This window comes from Streptomyces sp. CA-210063, from assembly GCF_024612015.1.
In the GTDB taxonomy this organism is placed as follows: Bacteria; Actinomycetota; Actinomycetes; order Streptomycetales; family Streptomycetaceae; genus Streptomyces.
In genome coordinates, this window is sequence record NZ_CP102512.1 from 7,502,454 (window position 1) to 7,516,565 (window position 14,112).

Consider the following 14,112-nt stretch of genomic DNA (forward strand, 5'->3'; position numbering starts at 1 on the left):
GCGTCAGCGGCAGGTTGTGCGTTTTCCCGCGCCGGACCACAAGATCCGAAGCGGTTGCCTAGGGGAGGGTAACGACCGTCGCGGCGTACACGAGACCCGCCCCGAAGCCGATGACGAGCGCGGTGTCGCCGCTCTTCGCCTCGCCGGTCGCCAGGAGCCGCTCCATCGCGAGCGGGATCGAGGCGGCCGAGGTGTTGCCGGTGGTGCGTACGTCACGCGCGACCGTGACATGCTCCGGCAGCTTGAGTGTCTTCACCATCGAGTCGATGATCCGCTCGTTGGCCTGGTGCGGAATGAAGACGTCCAGGTCGTCCGAGCCGATCCCGGCCGCGTCCAGCGCCTGCTGAGCGACCTTCGCCATCTCGAACACGGCCCAGCGGAACACCGCCTGGCCCTCCTGCGTGATCGCGGGGAACTTGACCTTGCCCTCGCTGTCGAGCGGGAGCTTGTCGAGGTCACCGATCCGGTACTCGTCCCACGGGACCGTCTGCTTGATCGTTCCGGCTTTGTCGCCCTCGGAGCCCCACACCGTCGGGCCGATGTGCGGCTCCTGGGAGGGGCCGACGACGACCGCGCCGGCGCCGTCCCCGAAGAGGAAGGCCGTGGCCCGGTCCTCCAGGTCGGTCAGGTCGGACAGCCGCTCGACGCCGATGACCAGGACGTACTCCGCCGAGCCCTCGACGACCATGCCCTTGGCGAGGGTCAGGCCGTAACCGAAGCCCGCGCAGCCGGCCGAGATGTCGAAGGCGGCGGCCTTGGCGGTGCCCAGCTTGTCGGCGATCTCGGTGGCGACGGCCGGGGTCTGGCTGAAGTGCGAGACCGTCGAGACGACGACCGCGCCGATCTGCTCGACGGAGATACCGGCGTCGGCGATCGCTTTCCCGGACGCCTCGATCGACATGGCGGCGACGGTCTCCTCGTCGTTCGCCCAGTGCCGGGTCTCGATGCCGGAGCGGGAGCGGATCCACTCGTCGGACGAGTCGATCTTCTCCAGGATCACGTCGTTGGGTACCACCCGGACCGGACGGTAGCCGCCCACGCCGAGGATGCGTGCGTAGGGGGCGCCCTTGCTCGGCCTGATCTTCGACATAGGTCCAGGACTCCTAGTTCAGGTGCTCGGCGATGAGCGCGCGAGCGGCGTCGAGGTCGTCGGGTGTCTTCAGCGCCACCGTCGCCACGCCCGGCAGTGCACGCTTGGCGAGACCCGTGAGCGTGCCGCCGGGGCACACCTCGACGAGCGCCGTCACGCCCAGCTCCTTGAAGGTCTCCATGCACAGGTCCCAGCGGACCGGGTTGGCGACCTGACCGACCAGACGGGAGAGCACCTCGGCGCCGGTGGCGACCGCCTGCCCGTCCTTGTTCGAGACATAGGTGACCTTGGGGTCCCCGGGCGACAGATCCACGGCGGCCTCGGCGAGGCTGTCGACGGCGGGGGACATGTGGTGCGTGTGGAAGGCGCCGGCGACCTTCAGGGCGACGACCCGTCGTACGCCCTCGGGCTTGTCCGCCTCCAGGGCGGCCAGTTGCTCCAGGGTGCCGGCGGCGACGATCTGGCCCGCGCCGTTCACGTTCGCCGGGGTCAGACCCAGCTTCTCCAGGTGCGGAATCGTCACCTCGGGGTCGCCGCCGAGGAGCGCGGACATACCGGTCTCGGTGACGGCGGCGGCCTCGGCCATGGCCAGGCCCCGCTTGCGGACGAGGGTCAGCGCGGCCGTGTCGTCCAGGACACCGGCGAACACGGCGGCGGTGATCTCACCGACGCTGTGACCGGCTACCGCGCCGGGCACGACGTCACCCAGGGCGGCGGCGGACAGCAGTCCCGCGGCGACGAGCAGCGGCTGGGCCACGGCGGTGTCGCGGATCGCGTCGGCGTCGGCCTCGGTGCCGTAGTGGGCGAGGTCGAGGCCGATGGCGTCCGACCACTGGCCGACACGGTCGGCGGCGCCGGGGAGGTCGAGCCAAGGAGTCAGGAAGCCGGGCGTCTGGGCGCCCTGGCCGGGAGCGACGAGTACGAGCACTCTCACACTCTCTCTTGGGGACGGCTACGGCCGCCCGTGAGGACAGGGACGAAGAACACGAGGGGGTTTTGTAGCCCTCCGACAAAACCCTAGAGCTGGAGATCCCCATCGACCAGACGCCCCAGGATCAGCGCGATCCGCAAGGTGAAGGCCGAGCGTACATCGGAGGGCGACCAGCCGGTGACGTCAGTCACACGTCGGAGCCGGTAGCGCACGGTGTTGGGATGGACAAAGAGCATCCGGGCCGCTCCCTCGAGACTTGAGGCTTGTTCGAGATAGACGCTGAGCGTCTCCAGGAGCGCGGACCCGGCCTCCTCCAGCGGTCTGTAGATCTCCTCCACCAGTTGCTCACGCGCGCTGGGGTCGCCCGCGATCGCGCGCTCCGGAAGCAGATCGTCCGCCAGGACGGGCCGGGGCGCGTCCTGCCACGCCGAACAGGCCTTGAGCCCAGCCGCCGCCGCCTGCGCGGACCGGGTCGCGGCCAGCAGATCGGGCACGATCGGCCCGGCCACCACCGGGCCCGCCGCATACGGTCCGATCAGCGACTTCGCCACCTGCAACGGGTCGTTGCTGCCGCCGGCGATCACCACGAGCCGGTCGCCGAGGACACCGGTGAGCACCTGGAGCTTGGCGTGCCGGGCCGCGCGCCGGATCGCCTCCACGGTCAGCTCGCTGTCGCCGTCCGGGGCGGTGCCGAGGACCACGCAGACATGCTCGGGGGAGTTCCAGCCGAGGGCGGCGGCCCTGCTCACGGCGCCCTCGTCGGCCTCGCCGCTGAGCACCGCGTTCACGACCAGGGACTCCAGCCGGGCGTCCCAGGCACCCCGCGCCTCGGCGGCCTGCGCGTACACCTGGGCGGTGGCGAAGGCGATCTCCCGCGCGTAGACGAGCAGCGCCTCGCGCAGCACGCTCTCGTCGCCGGGGGCGGCCACCTCGTCGATGGCGGACTCCATGACCTCGATGGTCGTGCGCACCATCTCCACGGTCTGCCGGAGCGTGATCGCCCGGGTCAGTTCACGCGGCGCGGTCCCGAAGACGTCGGTGGAGATGGCCTGCGGGGCGTCCGGATGCCGGAACCACTCCGTGAAGGCGGCGATACCGGCCTGGGCGACCAGCCCGATCCACGACCGGTTCTCGGGCGGCATCGCCCGGTACCAGGGCAGCGTCTCGTCCATCCGCGCGATGGCCTGCGCGGCGAGGCTTCCGGACGACTTCTCCAGCCGCTTCAAGGTCGCGACGTGCGCGTGGACGGACGATGCGGTTCGGGACTTGCTGGCTTCGGGTTGGGGCACGGGACCAAGACTGCCTTATCGCCGCGCCGGCTTGCGCCGGAGGGGGGCGAGGGGCAGGGGTGCGTGTGCGTCTCGTTCGGCTGCGGGTGGGTGGGGCTTCTCGCGCAGTTCCCCGCGCCCCTGAGAAGCAGGGGGCTGCGCCCCGTGCTTCTCGGCTCGCAGGACCGTCGCCTTCCAGGGCCGTCGCAGGAGGCGGGGGATACCGTGGAGCCGTGATGGACGTACGGCGCGCCGACACGCGCTACCCCGGTGGTGACCCGGCGGCCGGCATCGAGTCGCTGCACTCCTTCTCCTTCGGGGCGCACTACGACCCGGACAATCTGCGCTTCGGTGCGGTGATCGCCTGTAACGAGGAGCGGCTCGCGCCCGGTGCCGGGTTCGACGAGCATCCGCACAGCCACACCGAGATCGTCACCTGGGTCGTCGAGGGCGAGCTGACCCACCGGGACACCACCGGCCACGAGACGGTCGTCCGCCCCGGCGACGTCCAGCGGCTCAGCTCGGCGGGCGGCGTACGGCACGTGGAGCGCAACGACGGCTCCGCGCCCCTGACCTTCGTACAGATGTGGCTGGCCCCACTGGACCCGGGCGGCGACCCCGCGTACGAGATCGTGCACGGGATCGCCGACTCCACGCCGTACGCCGTCCCCGAGGCGGGCGCCATGCTGCACGTACGGCGGCTGACCGCGGCGGGGGAGCGGACGGCTGTGCCGGACGCGGCACGGACGTATCTGCATGTCGTACGCGGCACCGTCCGGGTCGGGCCCCATGAGCTGGGGCCCGGCGACTCGGTGCGGGCGGAGGATGAGAAGGGGGCGGAGCTGGTCGCCGTCTCCACCCCGGTCGAGGTGCTGATCTGGGAGTTGGCCGAGTGACGGGCCGTCAGTCGGTGATCGGTTCCTCGGCGTTGCGCCACACCGTGACGTCCACCGAGACGTAGTCACTGGGGTCGCCGCTCGGGGCCGAGCCCTGGAAGGTGACCAGCGCCATGTGACCGGAGTCGGTGCGCACGCACAGCTGGGAGCCCTTGGAGAGCTGGCCGAGTTTGACGCGCTCCGCGTACCGGGTCTCGTTCCGGCAGGTCTCCAGGGAGCCCTTCTGGGAGTTGTTCAGCAGGACGATCTTGTAGCTGCTGCTGCCCATGGTCTTGTCGCCGAAGGAGTCCGTGGAGTAGAAGAGGTCCCCGTCCTCGACGTACGCGGCGCCGATCGAGTCGTACATAGGTTTGGGCGGCGAGTCCGCGAAGCGCACGTAGTACTTCGCCGGGATGTTGACGCCCTTGAAGGTGACCGGCTTGGGGTCGGACTTCTTCTTGGCGTCACCGGAGCCGCTCGACGAACCGCCGGTCGCCCCACTCGAAGAACTGCTCGACGAGTCGTTCGACGATCCCGTCATGTCCTTCAGGAACGAGGCGCAACTGCCGAGCAGCCCCAGGCCGAACACCACGATGACGCCGATCCCGATCCACTTGCCGGCCTTGCTCGTGGGCGGCGGAACGGGCAGCGGACGCGGGTGGGGCTGCGGATGCGGGTGGCCCTGCGGATGCTGCTGCGGGTGCCAGGTGTGCTGCGGCTGCGGGTACGGCGGCTGGTGCCCGGTCGGCACGGTGTGCGGCCCCGGCTGCGGGTGGTACGGCGTCGACGGCGGGCCCGCGGGGCCCGGCGGGGGCGGGGTCACCGGCCCGGAGTGCATCGTCGGCGCCGCGTGCATCGTCTGCGCGCCGGGGCCCACGGACGGCGAACTCAGCTGGGTCACCGGGGCGGTGGGCGGCGGGGACAGGGGCGCCGAGGTCGGGGCCTCGGCCGCCGGGGCCCGCGCGGCCAGCAGCTCCGCCGACACCGAGACGCGCCGTGTGATGTCGGCGCCGATCGCTTCCGGCAGCCAGGAGCCGGACTGGACGAGCGGGGTGGGCGACGCGGCCTGGCACAGCGCGATGACCTCGTCGGGCGTGGGCCGGTCCTCGGGGTTCTTCGCCAGACAGCGGGTGATGAAGCCGAGTTCGTCCGGGAGCCCGGAGAGGTCCGGCTCCTCGTGGACGATCCGGTACAGCACGGCGTGCGAGGGCCCGTCGCCGTACGCGCCGCCGCCACGCCCCGCGTACGCCGCCACCTGGCCGAGCGCGAACATGTCCGACGCGGGGGTGATGGGCCTCCCCGCGGCCTGCTCCGGCGACATGAACGCCGGGGTGCCGATCTGGACGCCGGTGCCGGTCAGGGCGGTGGCGTCGGCGGCGCGGGCGATACCGAAGTCGATGACCCGGGGACCGTCGGAGGCGAGCAGCACGTTGGCGGGCTTCAGATCGCGGTGGACGATGCCCGCCGCGTGGATGACCTTGAGTGCCTCCGCCACCCCGGCGAGCAGCAGCAGGACCGAGGAGACCGGCAGCGCGCCGTGCTCGGCGACCGCCGCGTGCAGCGACGGCCCCGGTACGTAGGCGATGGCCAGCCACGGCTGGTCGCTCTCGGTGTCGTGGTCGAGGACGGGGGCGGTGTAGAGGCCCTGCACACGCTGGGCGGCCTGCACCTCCTGCTTGAAGCGGCGGCGGAAGTCCGGGTCCTCGCTCAGCTCGGGCCGGATCGTCTTGAGCGCGATCGGGTGCCCACCCGGCGTGTACGACAGATACACCGTGCCCATGCCGCCCGAGCCGAGCCGTGCCGCGAGCCGGTAGCTCGCCACGGTCGTCGGGTCACCGGCCTCCAACGGCTTGAAGTGCCCGCCCGGTCGAACCTCGCCCATCGTTCTCCCCCGAAAGCTGTGAAGCTTGTGTGCCCCGGGGAGGTTAGCCGACGGACCGGTGCCTGTGGCCGCTCGGACCCAGCACCCGCGCCTTCCGTCGAAGAGTTGTCGTTTCCTTCACGAATCAGGCACTTTTCCCGACCTCGGCGAGCACAGCGTCCGTGAACGGCGTCCACGCCTCGACCGCCCACGGCCCGAACGCCCGGTCCGTCAACGCCGCACAGGCCACACCGGCGACGGGGTCGATCCACAGGAACGTCCCCGACTGCCCGAAGTGCCCGAACGTGCGCGGCGAGGACGAAGTCCCCGTCCAGTGCGGCGACTTGGCGTCCCGGATCTCGAAACCGAGCCCCCAGTCGTTGGGGTTCTGGTGCCCGTAGCCCGGCAGGACGCCCTTCGTGCCCGGGTACTGCACGGTCATCGCCGCCGCGACCGTACGCGGGTCCAGCAGCCGGGGTGCCTGCACCTCGGCGGCGAACCGCACCAGGTCGTCGACGGTCGAGACACCGTCCTTCGCCGGGGATCCGTCGAGGGAGGTGGACGTCATCCCCAGCGGTTCGAGCACCGCCTGGCGCGCGTACTCCGCGAACGGGATGTCCGTCGCCTTGGCCACATGGTCCCCGAGCGCCTCGAACCCGGCGTTGGAGTACAGCCGCCGCTCCCCGGGCGCCGCCGTCACCCGGTGCTCGTCGAAGGCCAGCCCCGAGGTGTGCGCCAGCAGATGCCGCACGGTCGACCCGGTCGGCCCCGCAGGCTCGTCCAGCTCGATCGCCCCCTCCTCGTACGCCACCAGCACGGCGTACGCGGCGAGCGGCTTGGTGACCGAGGCCAGCGCGAACCGCCGCCCGAGGGGGCCGTGGGTCCCGAGGAGGGTGCCGTCCGCCCGTACGACGGCCGCGGCGGCGGTGGGAACGGGCCAGTTCTCGATCAGGGCGAGGCTCTGCAGAGGCATGCTCACGAGCGTAAGCGGCTCAGAGGTGCAGCCGCATCGAGGGGTCCGGCTTGCGCACGAAGCCCAGCGAGGCGTAGAGCGGCTCGGCCTCGGGGGAGGCGTTCAGGTCGACCTGCGCGGCACCCCGGTCGCGGAACCAGTCGAGGAGCGTCTCCATGCAGGCACGGGCGTAGCCCCGGCGGCGGGCGTCCGGGTCGGTGGCCACGCTGAAGACGTATCCGATCGCGCCGTGCGGATTCCCGGCCCTGCCGATGCGGTACTCGATCGTCCCGGCCACCAGCGCGGCGAGCGCGCCCGGCCGCTCCGGATGGTCGACGACGAAGGCCGCGAACTCCCCGTCGGAATCGGCGAGTCGGCGGCGTACCGTGGGCAGGGACTCGGCGTGCCAGTCCGTGGAACCGCCCGTGCTCGCCATGGAGTCGATCATCACCTGGCGCAGCCGGAGCACTTCCGCCGCGTCCTCGGCCGTGGCACGTCGTACGAGACCCATGATCGGCACGGTAGTCAGCCGGGCCCCTCGTGTCGCGGGAATTCCCGTCCCCGGAATTCACCGGAATCCGCTTGCTTGGAGTGCACTCCAAGGTTTTAGCGTGGTGGTCATGACGGTGATGGAGACCACGAGTACGACGAGTGCCACGAGTACTGCCAGTACCGACAGTTGTGCCGGTCCGCCGCGGCAGCCCCGGCGGCCGGACGGGCAGGACCGGTACACGATCAGCGAGGTCGTCGTCCTCACCGGTCTCACGGCACACACCCTGCGCTGGTACGAGCGGATCGGGCTGATGCCGCACATCGACCGCTCCCACACCGGCCAGCGCCGCTACCGCAACCGTGACCTCGACTGGCTCGACCTCGTCGGCAAGCTCCGGCTCACCGGCATGCCGGTCGCCGACATGGTCCGGTACGCGGAACTGGTGCGCGAGGGCGACCACACCTACACCGAGCGCTTCGAACTCCTGAAGTCGACCAGGCAGGACGTCCTGTCCCGGATCGCCGAGCTCCAGGACACCCTGAACGTGCTCGACCGGAAGATCAATTTCTATGCTGACGCCGGGCAGGCCCTGGCGTCGGAGAGGGCCTCATGACGGACGGCAGGATCGCGAAGGCACGACTGGGCGGCGACGGACCGGAGGTCGGCGTACAGGGCCTCGGCTGTATGGGCATGAGCTTCGCGTACGGCCCCTCGGACGCGGAGGAGTCGAGGGCCACCCTGGAGCGGGCGCTGGAACTGGGCGTCACCCTCTACGACACGGCCCAGGCGTACGGTGCCGGCGAGAACGAGAAGTTCCTCTCGCCCTTCGTCAAGGCACACCGCGACGACCTCGTCATCGCCACCAAGTTCGGTCTGGGCATCGACCCCGACGACCCGACCAAGCGGATCATCCGCAACGACGAGCCGTACATCCGCGAGGCCGTCGAGTCGAGCCTGCGCCGCCTCGACGTCGACGTGATCGACCTCTACTACATGCACCGCCGGGACGTGAACGTCCCCATCGAGGAGACCGTCGGCGTCATGGCCGACCTCGTCCGCGAGGGCAAGGTCAAGCAGTTGGGCCTCAGCGAGGTCACGGCCACCGAACTCCGCGCCGCCCACGCCGTGCACCCCATCGCCGCCCTCCAGTCCGAGTGGTCCCTCTTCAGCCGCGACATCGAGGCCCACGTGGTCCCCACGGCCCGCGACCTCGGCGTCACCCTCGTCGCCTACTCGCCCCTCGGCCGAGGCTTCCTCACCGGCTCCTTCGCCAAGGCCGAGGACCTCACCCCCGACGACTTCCGCCGCCAGCAGCCCCGCTTCACGGGCGACAACGCCGCCGCCAACGCGGCCCTGCTGGACCCGATCCGCAAGGTCGCCGACGCCCATGGCGCCTCCCTCGGCCAGATCGCCCTGGCCTGGGTCCACCAACAGTCCGCCCTGCACGCTCTCTCGGTCGTCCCCATCCCCGGCACCCGCAAGCCGACCAGGGTGGAGGAGAACGCGGCGGCCACCAGGATCACCCTGGGCGAGGAGGACATGGCACTCCTGGAACCGATCGCGGCAAGGGTGACGGGCGACCGCTACGCGGACATGGCGTTCACGTCGGCAGGCAGGGAGTAGCGCCGCGTTCTCAGGCGGGGTTGCGGTGGGGGTTTTGGCGCGTTCTCAGACGGGGGTGCGGCGTGTGTCGAGGCGGGCGTTGCGGCGCGTTTCAAGCGGGGAGTGCCGCAGCGCTTTCGGGGGCGCGGGGAACTGCGCGACAAGCCACGACGCACCCGCAGCCGGCAAACAACCTCACCCGGCAGACGCCGGACGGACGCTGGACCGACGCTAGAGCTCAGCCAACAACTCCGCCTTCTTCGCACTGAACTCCTCATCGGTCACCAGCCCCGCCTCATGCAACTCCCCAAGATGCCGGATCCGGTCGGCGATGTCGGCCGGATCCCGCCGCGGCCCGGCACCGCCCAGTGCCCCCGCACCCACAGGCCCCGCGGAGCGCACCGCCGCCAACACGGCCGCGGCGAACGGCAGTGACTCGTGCACCGGCCCATACCCCAACCCGAACACGACAGCGGCCGGATCATGATCCGGCTGAGGCGGCGCCTGCTCGCCGGAGCCATCCCGCCGCAGCAACCGCAGATACCCCTCGAACACCTCCGGCGACCGCCACTCGACCCCACTCAGCGCACTCACCGGAAACGTCTGGTCCCCGGCCTTCCACTTCGCCGACGACGCCCCGGTCCAGAACCACCGGAACGACACGGACCGCCCGTCGAACGAAGCCTTCCCGTCGTACGCCTTGAACTGCAACGGCACCTCGGGCGGCGCCACCAGAAACCGCTCGGCGGGCCCGGACACGGTCAACCGCGCCCGCAGTTCGTCGGCGTAGTACTCCGCGAGTGTCTCCCGCTCGGCCGGCAGCACCAGCCGATACGGGTCGGAACTTTCCTTGAGCTGGTCCGCCGCCGCCTCCATCAGCGGATCGGCGCCCGGTCGCGGCACGGCACGCAGTACAACCGTGCCCCGCTTACCCGGCGCAAGTGTCACCCCCGCGATCGCCTCCAGCGGGATACGCCGCTCGCCGAGCGCAGCGAACAGCTTCGGCGTGCGAATCCCCCGTTCGAAGCGGATGAGCACGGAGTCGGACTCGAACTCCCAGGCGGCATGAAATCCGGCCAGTACGTCACCCATGCGGCTCATCGTATGCGCGCGACGCGGCGAAGTCCCGACCGAGGCGAACCGCACTTTTTGCACTCCTCTACGCGCGTCAGGCTTCCACGCTGTCGGACAGACCCGTCAGACACGCGTCGGCTTCCGGCGCACAGCGCACCGACTCGTACGCGCCGATGCCGATTTCGGCGAAGTTGCGCAGGCTGTCGGTCCCCGGCTCGAAATAGCCGCTGTGCCCCCCGGCGTCGGCCGCCGACAGGATGCGTGCCCCGAACTCCGCGGAGACCGGGTCGGCGCCGTGGCCGAGCCCGCCGACCTCCAGATAGGGCACGTCCTGGACCCAGTCGTCGGCGTCCCGCATGGCCCACACCCGGGCCGACGTACGCAGCTGACCGACCGTCTCGGCGCGCATACCGGGGCTGCCCGCGACCGCGATGTCGGTGACCCGCGACGGCAGCGAGTGCGCGGCGACCCCGCACACCACCGAGCCGTAGCTGTGGCACGCCAGCGCGACGGTGGAACTCCCGGGCAGGCTCCGCACCAGCGCGCTCAGCCGGACCGCGCCCTGCTCGGCGCGGAGCGCGGTGGCCGAGTCGAGGCCGAGGCCGTCGGGCGCGGTGTAGTCGGCCCAGGCGATCACGGCCGTACGCGTCCCGGGGCTCGCCGCGCGCTCCGCCTTGTAGAGCGACTTGGCCATGCCGGCGGGCGCGGAGTACCGGCGGTTGGTGCGCTGGAAGTTGAGGACGTTGGTGTCGACGCCGGGGACGACGACCGAGACACGCTCGGCCTTGTCGAGGCTGCCGAAGACCTCGGCGACCCGGCCGGTGCCCTCGGGGTCGAAGGCGAGGATCTTGCGGGTCTTCACGGCCAGCATGTCGAAGCGGTGCATCCGGCGGCCGGCCTCGTACTGGCCGGTCTCGGAGAGCCGCTCGTCGTGCATGCGCCCCCGTTCACGCTTGCTCTGCTGCTTCAGCGCGATGCGGTTGGCGCGGTAGCGCAGGTTGACGGGGGCGCCGTGCATGTTGCCGACCGCGAGCGGATAGCGGTGGGCGAGCCGGGTGCGCTGCCGTGCGGTGAGCGAGGCGAAGAAGGCGGCCAGGCGGTGCGGGGACGATTCGGCGTCCGGCAGGTCGCGGCCGTCGAGGGCTCCGCGCTGCCACGCGGAGAGCGACGCCCGCAGCGGCGACTCGTCGCGATGGCTGCGGATCGCGGTCCAGCCGGTGGTCGCCAGCATCACGAAAACCACGGCCAGCGCCAGCAGTGCGCGCCAGACGTTCAGTTGCGGGGAGGAGTCGAAGGAAGTCACTGAAAGGACACACTAAGAGAACGGAAGGGTCTCGCGTTAACCGAGTGAGAGGGATCACGTTTCGATCACGCCCGTTCTGTGCAGTGCGCAGAGAAGGTCCCGAAGGTGTCGTTCCCTATGCGTTTCGGCCAGTACGCCACTTCTCGGCCAGCGACGGTCGTACGGCGTCCAGGTGTGTGGCGGTCAGTTCGCGCATCGTCTCCATACTGAGGTCGCCACCCAGGGCCCACAGGCGTTCGGTGACCCGCATCACGCCGCCGAAGACGGCCACCGCCACACGCGGCCGGGGGTCGGTGTCCATGTCGAGCCCCTCGCGCTCGGCGATGATCCGCTCCATCTCCCGGGCCACCTCGTCCGAGCGGCGCAGATGCGCGGCCAGCAGCGCGGGTGTCGACTCGATCATGCCGTAGGCGCGCAGGAAGAGATCGACGGGAACGACCTGGTGGACGGCCTCGCCGATGGCGTCCCAGCCCTCCAGGAGGGCGTTGCGCATCGCCTCCAGCGGGGCCTCGTGCGTCGGCCGGGCGCGCACGGCCCCGAGGAAGTACTCCTGTGTGAGGTCGATGACCGCGAGGGCGGCCTCCTCCTTGCCCGCGAAGTACCGGAAGAAGGTGCGCTGCGAGACGTCGACGGCCTCGGCGATCTCGTCGACCGTCGTCGCCTCGTACCCCTGGGTCGTGAACAGTTCCAGGGCTGCCCGCAGCAGCGCGTCATGGGTGCGCTGCTTCTTCCGCTCGCGCAGCCCCGGCCGCTCCTCCGTCGCCGCCGTCGTAGCCGTGGCCGCCGTCTCCATGAACCCTCGTCTCCACCCGCCCCTGCGGCGAGTGACGTGACAGTTACCGACTTGTGAACTGGTTTGTCAACTGTCAGTCGCTGACATTAGCCTCGCACGTATGACTAGTCAGACCACTGTCGACAAGACGGGACCGGGGGACAAGGCGCCAGTCGTCCCGTCGGACCCGACGACGAACCAGGGCCGGGGCCTGCGCGGCCATCCCTGGTTCACCCTCCTCACCGTGGCCGTCGGCGTCATGATGGTCGCCCTCGACGGCACCATCGTGGCGATCGCCAACCCGGCCATCGCCAAGGACCTGGGCGCCACCTGGGCCGATGTCCAGTGGATCACCAACGCGTACTTCCTCGCCCTCGCCGTCACCCTCATCACCGCCGGGAAGCTGGGCGACCGCTTCGGCCACCGGCAGACCTTCCTCATAGGCGTGGTCGGCTTCGCCGCCGCCTCCGGGGCCATCGGACTGTCGGACTCGGTCGCCTTCGTGGTGATCTTCCGTGTCTTCCAGGGCCTCTTCGGCGCGCTGCTGATGCCGGCCGCGCTCGGCCTGCTCCGCGCCACCTTCCCCGCCGAGAAGCTGAACATGGCGATCGGCATCTGGGGCATGGTCATCGGCGCCTCCACCGCGGGCGGCCCGATCCTCGGCGGCTTCCTCGTCGAGAACGTCAGCTGGCAGTCCGTGTTCTGGATCAACGTCCCGGTCGGCGTCCTCGCCGTGGCCCTGGGCGCCTGGATCCTGCTGGACCACCGTGCCGAGAACGCCCCGCGCTCCTTCGACGTGCTGGGTATCGGCCTGCTGTCCGGAGCCATGTTCTGCCTGGTGTGGGCGCTCATCAAGGCCCCCGAGTGGGGCTGGGGCGACGCCCAGACATGGACCTTCCTGGTCGTCTCCATCGTCGGCTTCGCCCTCTTCGCCCTCTGGGAGAAGAAGGTCAAGGAGCCGCTGATCCCGCTGGCCCTCTTCCGTTCCGTACCCCTGTCCGCCGGTGTCGTCCTGATGGTCCTGATGGCCATCGCCTTCATGGGCGGCCTGTTCTTCGTGACGTTCTATCTGCAGAACGTGCACGGCATGAGCCCCATCGACGCGGGTCTGCACCTCCTCCCGCTCACCGGCATGATGATCGTCGGCTCGCCGCTGGCCGGCGCGTTGATCACCAAGGCCGGACCGCGCATCCCGCTGGCCGGCGGCATGGCCCTCACCGCGATCGCGATGTACGGCATGTCGACGCTGGAGACCGACACCGGCAGCGCCGTGATGTCCCTCTGGTTCGCGCTCCTCGGCCTCGGCCTCGCCCCGGTGATGGTCGGTGCCACCGAGGTCATCGTCGGCAACGCGCCCCTGGAGCTGTCCGGTGTCGCCGGCGGTCTCCAGCAGGCCGCGATGCAGATCGGCGGCAGCCTCGGTACGGCCGTCCTGGGCGCCGTGATGACGTCCAAGGTGGACAGCGACTTCGCGGGCAACTGGGCGGACGCGGGCCTCCCGCCGCTCGACGAGGCCCAGCTCGCCCAGGCCAAGCAGGCCGTCCAGCAGGGCGCCGCGCCGGTGGCCGAGGGCACTCCGGCGGAGATCGCCGCGAAGATCACCACGGTCGCGCACGACACGTTCATCTCCGGCATGAGCCTGGCGTCCCTCGTCGCCGCCGGGGTGGCCGCGATCGCCGTCCTCGTCGCGTTCCTGACCAAGCGCGGCGAGAACGCCGAGGCGGGTGCCGGAGCGGCGCACATCTAACAGCTCCACCGCTGCTTCAGGCGCGGGTTTCGGCCCGTGTTCGCCTATCAGGGTGACAACGCTGAAGATCGCTTCCACCCGGTACGCGCCGCAGGTGACAGTGGGTCAAGTCCTCCGCACGGCATGGTCGTCGACGGCGGAGTG

The 14,112-nt window shown here is 70.7% G+C and carries 12 protein-coding genes and 1 pseudogene; 4 read left to right on the forward strand and 9 right to left on the reverse strand.

Annotated elements, in window-relative coordinates; translation table 11 throughout:
• Positions 1–58: 58 nt before the first annotated feature.
• The 3 genes from JIX56_RS32785 to fasR all read right to left on the reverse strand — a co-directional run bounded on the left by JIX56_RS32785 (position 59) and on the right by fasR (position 3,310).
• Positions 59–1,090 carry a ketoacyl-ACP synthase III gene (locus JIX56_RS32785; RefSeq protein WP_257545934.1) on the reverse strand — a complete coding sequence of 344 codons (1,032 nt, stop codon included), beginning with the start codon at positions 1,088–1,090 and terminating at the stop codon, positions 59–61.
• A gap of 13 nt (positions 1,091–1,103) precedes the next feature.
• Entirely contained in the window at positions 1,104–2,018 is a 915-nt protein-coding gene (locus JIX56_RS32790; RefSeq protein WP_257545935.1) for an ACP S-malonyltransferase, read from the reverse strand.
• Positions 2,019–2,107: 89 nt separating this feature from the next.
• Entirely contained in the window at positions 2,108–3,310 is a 1,203-nt protein-coding gene (gene fasR, locus JIX56_RS32795) for a fatty acid biosynthesis transcriptional regulator FasR (RefSeq protein ID WP_257545937.1), read from the reverse strand.
• A gap of 215 nt (positions 3,311–3,525) precedes the next feature.
• Here fasR and JIX56_RS32800 point away from each other — a divergent pair, with 215 nt between their 5' ends.
• A complete protein-coding gene (locus tag JIX56_RS32800; RefSeq protein ID WP_257551268.1) occupies positions 3,526–4,185 on the forward strand; it encodes a pirin family protein in 660 nt (219 codons plus the stop codon).
• A gap of 7 nt (positions 4,186–4,192) precedes the next feature.
• On the opposite strand, the gene JIX56_RS32805 is transcribed toward JIX56_RS32800, so the two are convergent.
• The 3 genes from JIX56_RS32805 to JIX56_RS32815 all read right to left on the reverse strand — a co-directional run bounded on the left by JIX56_RS32805 (position 4,193) and on the right by JIX56_RS32815 (position 7,488).
• Positions 4,193–6,046, reverse strand: a complete 1,854-nt coding sequence (locus tag JIX56_RS32805; protein ID WP_257545939.1) for a serine/threonine-protein kinase — start codon at positions 6,044–6,046, stop codon at positions 4,193–4,195.
• A gap of 124 nt (positions 6,047–6,170) precedes the next feature.
• Positions 6,171–6,998, reverse strand: a complete 828-nt coding sequence (locus tag JIX56_RS32810) for a serine hydrolase domain-containing protein (protein ID WP_257545941.1) — start codon at positions 6,996–6,998, stop codon at positions 6,171–6,173.
• Positions 6,999–7,017: 19 nt separating this feature from the next.
• On the reverse strand, positions 7,018–7,488 hold the full coding sequence (locus JIX56_RS32815; protein ID WP_257545943.1) for a GNAT family N-acetyltransferase: 471 nt from the start codon (positions 7,486–7,488) through the stop codon (positions 7,018–7,020).
• Between the two features lie 109 nt (positions 7,489–7,597).
• On the opposite strand from JIX56_RS32815, the gene JIX56_RS32820 reads away from it, so the two are divergent.
• Positions 7,598–8,083 carry a MerR family transcriptional regulator gene (locus tag JIX56_RS32820; protein ID WP_257545945.1) on the forward strand — a complete coding sequence of 162 codons (486 nt, stop codon included), beginning with the start codon at positions 7,598–7,600 and terminating at the stop codon, positions 8,081–8,083.
• Positions 8,080–9,093: an aldo/keto reductase gene (locus JIX56_RS32825; RefSeq protein ID WP_257545947.1), complete on the forward strand. Its 1,014-nt coding sequence runs from the start codon at positions 8,080–8,082 to the stop codon at positions 9,091–9,093. Before JIX56_RS32820 ends, JIX56_RS32825 begins: the two co-directional genes overlap by 4 nt.
• Before the next feature lie 210 nt (positions 9,094–9,303).
• On the opposite strand, the gene JIX56_RS32830 is transcribed toward JIX56_RS32825, so the two are convergent.
• The 3 genes from JIX56_RS32830 to JIX56_RS32840 form a co-directional block, all read right to left on the reverse strand.
• Complete coding sequence (locus JIX56_RS32830) at positions 9,304–10,164, reverse strand: DUF4429 domain-containing protein (protein ID WP_257545949.1); 861 nt, start codon at positions 10,162–10,164, stop codon at positions 9,304–9,306.
• A gap of 76 nt (positions 10,165–10,240) precedes the next feature.
• On the reverse strand, positions 10,241–11,449 hold the full coding sequence (locus JIX56_RS32835; RefSeq protein ID WP_257545951.1) for an alpha/beta hydrolase family protein: 1,209 nt from the start codon (positions 11,447–11,449) through the stop codon (positions 10,241–10,243).
• Positions 11,450–11,564: 115 nt separating this feature from the next.
• A complete protein-coding gene (locus JIX56_RS32840) occupies positions 11,565–12,242 on the reverse strand; it encodes a TetR/AcrR family transcriptional regulator (RefSeq protein WP_257545953.1) in 678 nt (225 codons plus the stop codon).
• Between the two features lie 100 nt (positions 12,243–12,342).
• Between JIX56_RS32840 and JIX56_RS32845 the strand changes: the two are divergent.
• Positions 12,343–13,990 (forward strand): annotated as a pseudogene (locus tag JIX56_RS32845) (MFS transporter); the annotation flags it as partial.
• Between the last annotated feature and the right edge of the window lie 122 nt (positions 13,991–14,112).

Excerpts from the sequence above, each read along its gene's own strand:
- JIX56_RS32785 (WP_257545934.1), bottom strand. The coding sequence starts at position 1,090 with ATGTCGAAGATCAGGCCGAGCAAGGGCGCCCCCTACGCACGCATCCTC.
- JIX56_RS32800 (WP_257551268.1), top strand. The coding sequence starts at position 3,526 with ATGGACGTACGGCGCGCCGACACGCGCTACCCCGGTGGTGACCCGGCG.
- JIX56_RS32805 (WP_257545939.1), bottom strand. The coding sequence starts at position 6,046 with ATGGGCGAGGTTCGACCGGGCGGGCACTTCAAGCCGTTGGAGGCCGGT.
- JIX56_RS32810 (WP_257545941.1), bottom strand. The coding sequence starts at position 6,998 with ATGCCTCTGCAGAGCCTCGCCCTGATCGAGAACTGGCCCGTTCCCACC.
- JIX56_RS32815 (WP_257545943.1), bottom strand. The coding sequence starts at position 7,488 with ATGGGTCTCGTACGACGTGCCACGGCCGAGGACGCGGCGGAAGTGCTC.
- JIX56_RS32820 (WP_257545945.1), top strand. The coding sequence starts at position 7,598 with ATGACGGTGATGGAGACCACGAGTACGACGAGTGCCACGAGTACTGCC.
- JIX56_RS32825 (WP_257545947.1), top strand. The coding sequence starts at position 8,080 with ATGACGGACGGCAGGATCGCGAAGGCACGACTGGGCGGCGACGGACCG.
- JIX56_RS32830 (WP_257545949.1), bottom strand. The coding sequence starts at position 10,164 with ATGGGTGACGTACTGGCCGGATTTCATGCCGCCTGGGAGTTCGAGTCC.
- JIX56_RS32840 (WP_257545953.1), bottom strand. The coding sequence starts at position 12,242 with ATGGAGACGGCGGCCACGGCTACGACGGCGGCGACGGAGGAGCGGCCG.